This is a genomic window from Planktothrix sp. FACHB-1355, assembly GCF_014748295.1.
GTDB classification, from domain to species: domain Bacteria; phylum Cyanobacteriota; class Cyanobacteriia; order Cyanobacteriales; family Aerosakkonemataceae; genus Aerosakkonema; species Aerosakkonema funiforme_A.
In genome coordinates this window covers 1-2,155 of the sequence record NZ_JACJUP010001148.1, presented here as the reverse complement: position 1 = coordinate 2,155, position 2,155 = coordinate 1, and the positions used below count along the sequence as shown (strand labels likewise).

The 2,155-nt window shown below is 46.8% G+C and carries 4 protein-coding genes; 1 reads left to right on the top strand and 3 read right to left on the bottom strand.

Annotated features, from left to right (window positions below; translation table 11 throughout):
- The 3 genes from H6S82_RS30085 to H6S82_RS30075 all read right to left on the bottom strand — a co-directional run.
- A partial coding sequence (locus tag H6S82_RS30085) for a DUF3177 family protein (RefSeq protein ID WP_191057236.1) occupies positions 1-221 on the bottom strand: 221 nt, incomplete at its 3' end.
- Positions 222-381: 160 nt separating this feature from the next.
- Positions 382-603: a Calvin cycle protein CP12 gene (locus H6S82_RS30080; protein WP_190472690.1), complete on the bottom strand. Its 222-nt coding sequence runs from the start codon at positions 601-603 to the stop codon at positions 382-384.
- A gap of 6 nt (positions 604-609) precedes the next feature.
- Complete coding sequence (locus H6S82_RS30075) at positions 610-807, bottom strand: hypothetical protein (RefSeq protein ID WP_190472687.1); 198 nt, start codon at positions 805-807, stop codon at positions 610-612.
- A 330-nt stretch (positions 808-1,137) separates the two neighbouring features.
- Between H6S82_RS30075 and H6S82_RS30070 the strand changes: the two genes are divergently transcribed.
- Positions 1,138-2,155: FIST N-terminal domain-containing protein (locus H6S82_RS30070; protein WP_191057235.1), on the top strand; the 1,018-nt coding region annotated here is incomplete at its 3' end.

Sequence of the window (2,155 nt, the reverse complement as noted above, 5' to 3'; positions counted from 1 at the left end):
ATACCAGTTACAAAGCTAATAGGTATGGCGTTAATCATCAGGTAAACTGTGATTGCCAGAAGGCTAGCAACTCGCCAGTAAATAATTAAAAGCCTTTGAATAGCTTCGTTTTTTTTGACAAAAGCCCAAATTAGCAGAATCAAAGGCACAATAACAGTAAATAATACCGCCAGTCGGTAGTCCATCCAGACTAGCGGTGCAAACCAAGGGTTATTTTGCATAGTTTTTCTATTGCTGGCATCATACAGAAGTTCTTTTCCAAACATCAAAAAATAAGCAATCCGAACTTCTACTTGGAAGTTCGGTTGCTCAAAATTGCGAGCGTTTCTGTGAAAAACTTAGGGTTCTCACAGCCAGAATCATCTCTAAGACTAAGGGATTTTAGTCTTCGTACAACCGACACTCAGCGGCATCGGGATTGTCATCGCAATATAGCTCAAGGGAATTCTTCTTTTTGCTTTGGCGCTGATGAGAAGCTTCTGCTTGCAGTTCTTCTACAGCATCCCAAGCAGCAGCACACTCTTTAGAGTTGCTACCGCTGACATCGCAGACTTGACGAGCTTGGTCGCGCTCTTGGTCGATTTTTTCTTGGATGTTGCTCATACGCTGTTATTTTCTGAGATCGTTTTTGTCAATCAGAGCTGTCAATCTTTCAGATTGAGCCTTCTGATAAATCTTACCTGGGAGGACGGTTCTTAGCAGAGGCTTTATTCCATTCATACCTTCAACCGGTCGATCGAATTGGTATTGCGGTTTTTTCTTAAGATTTAACGGTTGATTGCTCCCCAGGCGGGCTTTACACGCCATTGCTTGTTGTAGTTATAGGTTAACACTTCTTAACGAGCGATCGCCAGGTACGGGTAAGTAATTTTGCTGCGGCTGGTGGAAAAAAGGGAAAATAGAGGACTGAGCCGAAGTAGCTTTACCCATGTGAAAAGCGCTCCAGAAACACATCAGAGACGATTTTAGGCTCAAAAATAGTTTGTGAGAATTCTGGGAGCGCTAATATGGCGATATACCGGGGTTAAGCTGCAATTTATAGATAAGCGTAAACCTTATCGCTCCAAAAAGTAAAAGCTTAAGCCGAAAGTCCCTAGACTAAAAACAACATTAAACTTTAGGACGATGGTAAAACCCATGACCAACCAGATAAAGTGGGCAAACGCTCTGTCAACCCGTCCTTCTTTAGAAGCGGCTGTAGAGGAAGTTGCAGAACGTGCCAATCAATCGTTGCAGGCGTCAGCAGATCTGGCTGTGGTGTTTATTTCGTCTGCTTTTGCCAGCGAGTATACCAGGCTGATGCCTTTATTCCGGGAGGTGCTATCGGTACCGGCCATAATTGGTTGCGGTGGCGGTGGTGTGATTGGCGTCAATCGACAGGGAGAGGTGCAGGAAATTGAGGGAGAACCAGGCTTAAGCTTGAGTTTAATGTCCTTACCCGGAGTAAATGTCCGCACTTTTCACGTCCTTCCCGAATCATTGCCGGATTTGGATAGTTCGCCAGATACGTGGGTGGATTTAATCGGTGTATTGCCACAAGCAGAACCTCAGTTTGTTTTGTTAGCCGATCCCTTTACATCTGGCATTAACGATTTAATTCAAGGTCTGGATTTTGCTTATCCGGGATCGATCAAAGTGGGTGGATTGGCAAGCGGTAGTGCTGTCGGCGGCAGTTCTGGCTTGTTTTGCAATTATCGGCTGCACCGGGAAGGAACTGTGGGTGTTGCCCTCAGCGGTAATCTTGTTGTGGAAACGATTGTGGCGCAGGGATGCCGTCCGATCGGCGAACCTTACACGGTGATAGCGGGAGAGCGGAATGTTGTGATGGAATTGGAGGTGCCTGTAACTGCTCAAGTGGGGGGTAGCGGAAAACCCCGCAAACCTTTGGATGTGTTACGGGATTTGATCCAAACTCTGAGCGAGGAGGATCGGATGCTGGCGCAGAATTCCCTGTTTGTGGGTGTGGCGCGGGATGAGTTCAAGCAGGATTTGGAACACGGAGATTTTTTGATTCGCAATCTGCTGGGGGTCGATCCCAGAGTTGGGGCGATCGCAATTGGCGATCGCGTCCGTCCGGGTCAGCGTATCCAATTTCACTTGCGCGACGCTCACACTTCTGCTGACGATTTGGAAATGTTGCTACGGCGCTATCAGC